Annotated in this window: 5 protein-coding genes; 3 read left to right on the top strand and 2 right to left on the bottom strand. The window is 38.3% G+C overall.

Going from position 1 to position 2,536, the window contains the following annotated elements:
• A partial coding sequence (locus tag K245_RS0121335; RefSeq protein WP_027360783.1) for a tyrosine-type recombinase/integrase occupies positions 1–411 on the top strand: 411 nt, incomplete at its 5' end.
• A 9-nt stretch (positions 412–420) separates the two neighbouring features.
• On the opposite strand, the gene K245_RS0121330 is transcribed toward K245_RS0121335, so the two are convergent.
• Positions 421–795, bottom strand: coding sequence for a DUF5615 family PIN-like protein (locus tag K245_RS0121330; RefSeq protein ID WP_027360782.1), 375 nt, complete (start codon positions 793–795; stop codon positions 421–423).
• A complete protein-coding gene (locus K245_RS0121325; protein WP_027360781.1) occupies positions 792–1,022 on the bottom strand; it encodes a DUF433 domain-containing protein in 231 nt (76 codons plus the stop codon). The genes K245_RS0121330 and K245_RS0121325 overlap by 4 nt, the downstream gene beginning before the upstream one ends.
• A gap of 311 nt (positions 1,023–1,333) precedes the next feature.
• On the opposite strand from K245_RS0121325, the gene K245_RS27055 reads away from it, so the two are divergent.
• A complete protein-coding gene (locus K245_RS27055; protein ID WP_051284532.1) occupies positions 1,334–2,140 on the top strand; it encodes a ParA family protein in 807 nt (268 codons plus the stop codon).
• A 1-nt stretch (position 2,141) separates the two neighbouring features.
• Positions 2,142–2,536, top strand: a 395-nt coding sequence (locus tag K245_RS25860) for a hypothetical protein (protein WP_035277936.1), incomplete at its 3' end; no start/stop codon positions are given.

Raw genomic sequence — 2,536 nt, 5'->3', positions numbered from 1 at the left:
GAAGGATACTCCTTTATAATAAGAAGATCCAAAACTGACCAGGAAGGAAAAGGCTTTACAGTTCCCATAATAGGCAGGGCCGCAAAAGCTCTGGCTGACTGGCTTGAAATATCTGAAGTGACCGAAGGACAAATATTCAGGAGGCTTTCAAAGTCAGGAAAGGTTCTTAGTGATTTTTCTGACAAGGCCGTCGCAAGGATAGTCAAGAAAAGGGCCGAACTCGCTGGCCTCGATCCTTCCATATTTTCTGGTCATAGCCTGAGATCAGGATTTATCACTGAAGGCGGCAGGCAGGGTAAAAACATAAGCGATATTATGGCAATGTCCGGACACAAGACCGTCGGGGTTGCCATTTCTTATTATCAGGCTGGGAACGCTCTATCTAATCCGGCTGCTGGATTGGCAGGTTAAAATATTGCATTAATATCTCGTTGGAAATGGCAATAAACGCAAACGTGTCCGCTGAGGATCAACAGTAATCAATGCGCCATTTTCCAATTCGACCGACATCTGTCGTATCGCTGTAATAACTTGCCAGCCAATTACATCCGGATTAACATTTTCGGCTCGAATTTGCACTACACTTGGCTTTTCACCGTGTGTTGCGGCGAGAATTGCACTGAAGTCAAGATCATATGTAAGAACTACATAACCATTTATTTTGGCATAAGCCATTATTTCCGTGTCCGGCGCGTTGTTTGCCCCAAGCATAGACCAATGTGCCGAATCAAAACCAGCTTCATTGAGCAATTTAACCCATCGTGGCGACAGATTCATATCAATCAGTATTTTCATGCTTCGACCAATTCTATTTCACGTTCTTCGGCTCGCCATGCAGCATAACGCAATGCCTGCATTATATCCTCGCGCTCTAAATAAGGATAGTCTGCAAGTATATTTTCAATAGATAATCCTGCTCCGATTTGTCCAACTATCATTCCCACTGTAACACGCATGTTGCGAACACACGCCTTGCCTCCCATAATATCAGGCTGTTGTGTAATGCGATCAAATTTTACCATAGATCCTCCTTACAAAATCTACTGTTAGTAGGCATAGCCATTTTTAAGAGATATAATATTATTACATCATAAAGATCTGCCATCTTCAATATTTTCAAACCTATAATTTATACAGCTTAATAATAATAAAAATAGCTCAAAGAATGTCATTTAAAAATATATAATAATAACTATATGGAATTCTATAATAATATACAGCTATTTTTTTATAAAAATACTAAAAAATTTCTTGTAAATCTTTATTTATCAATGATAAAGCTTTTAATTATTTCCTTTCAATATCTTGTAAAATTCCTCTCGTGGAGACATAAATGCCCGGCAAAATAATCAACGTATTTTCTAATAAAGGTGGAGTTGGTAAAACAACAACAACTGTAAATCTTGCTGTTGCCCTGGCAAGATTAGGACATAGAGTCCTTGTTTTTGGAGTTGACTCTCAAGCAGATATTACACGAATTGTTTTAAACGAGGTTGATTGGGATAATGATCTTTCAGATTTACTGAATGACAGGGCTAAAATTGAGGACTGCGTTTATCCTTCATCCTTACAAGCAGGTCTTTTCTGTATCCCGTCATCACCTGAAATTGTTGCCCTTGAGCCTAAGTTAATATCGAAAGGAAGTGAAGCTTTTGGACTTATAAGAGATAAAATAAGAAATTATGCAATCAATCACTTTGATATCACGTTAATAGATAATCCTCCTAATCATGGTGTTTTCGTTATTGGATCAAATTACGCTTCTGATTTTGCCATAGTTCCTATTGTCTCTGGCTCAAAACTGTCAATGATGGGCCTCAATAAAGCTTTTGAATTTATTTCAGATATTCAAAAAATAGGAAATCCAGATCTTAAATTTTTAAAAATGCTGATGCGTCGCACTGAGGGCAGAGGGAGAGAAACAACCCTTGATACTCATTATGCTGAAACTCTAAAAAGTAAATTTCCAGGGTTTTATTTTGATACAATAATTCCAGGGAGTGTTGATTTTAGATATGCAGAAGAACAGTCAGCATCTGTTTTTAATCTAAAGAAAAAACCGAGTAACACGGTTAAAAAGGCTTATATGGCTTTAGCTGATGAGGTTGTTTCTATTCTTGGAATAGCAAAGGCGGTTTAAGATGAAAAAAGAAAAATCTCACAGTGTTTTTGGTGCATATATGGGAGCTGTTGATGAAGTCCATAAAAAAACTAAGCCTAAAAAAAATGTGATTGATATCGATTTCATGGATTCCATTGCAGGCATGATGCAATCATCTCCGTCCTTTTTACATGAGAATAATACAACAGACGACACAGCATACGGTACAACACACGACACAGCACACAACACACGACACAGCACACGGTACAACACACGACACAGCACACGAGATACCAACAAAGTCAACGATTCAGAAGAAATTACAACACACGGTACAACACACGACACAGCACACAGTACAACACACGATTTAGAACAGCAGACGACTCAACACACGAAACAGCAGACGACTCAACACACGAAACAGCAGAC

This window comes from Desulforegula conservatrix Mb1Pa, from assembly GCF_000426225.1.
Taxonomy (GTDB): Bacteria; Desulfobacterota; Desulfobacteria; order Desulfobacterales; family Desulforegulaceae; genus Desulforegula; species Desulforegula conservatrix.
Note: the sequence above shows the minus strand (reverse complement) of the source record. Positions and strands in the feature narration are given on the sequence as shown.